The sequence below is a fragment of the Nonomuraea sp. MTCD27 genome, assembly GCF_041950495.1.
Taxonomy (GTDB): domain Bacteria; phylum Actinomycetota; class Actinomycetes; order Streptosporangiales; family Streptosporangiaceae; genus Nonomuraea.
Genome location: NZ_JBGNUW010000085.1, coordinates 1 through 544 on the forward strand (window position 1 = coordinate 1; position 544 = coordinate 544).

Sequence of the window (544 nt, forward strand, 5' to 3'; positions counted from 1 at the left end):
GCTTTTAACTTTCCTTCCGTCATCTCAATACGTTGTTTGATTAGATCGATTAGGTTGGCAGTTGCCCATAGATCATACGGCGATGGTTGAACAGGTATCAAAATAAAGTCCGATGCTCGAATAGCGGATAGAGCAATCTCTGTAGCCTGTGGAGCCCCATCAATGATGACGTAATCATGTTTCCCTAAACTTTTTAGATCCTTGTCTAAAGTGGTTCTATCCAATCCAATTACTGGCGTTGGATTGCTCTCATCAACTGCACGCCAATCTCTAGCTGACCCTTGCTTATCACTGTCCACGAGTAGGACACTATGACCTTGTAACTGGTAAGCACGAGCTAAGTGAGTAGCAATCGTTGTTTTACCGCTACCACCCTTTTGGTTAAGTACTGCTATCGTTGGCATAGTGTATTCTCTTAAAAGATTTTCTACCTATTATGACAGTTTTGGGCAAATGTATAAATAAGCTTTTATGCAATTATGTAATTACTTTTTTATGTATTTATATAAAAACGTATAAATATTTTTATTATATTATTCAATGC

General features: G+C 37.7%; 1 protein-coding gene. It reads right to left on the bottom strand.

Annotated features, from left to right (window positions below; translation table 11 throughout):
- Positions 1–404 (bottom strand): ParA family partition ATPase (parA, locus tag ACBJ59_RS62840; protein WP_375119399.1); only part of this gene is annotated, 404 nt, incomplete at its 3' end.
- Between the last annotated feature and the right edge of the window lie 140 nt (positions 405–544).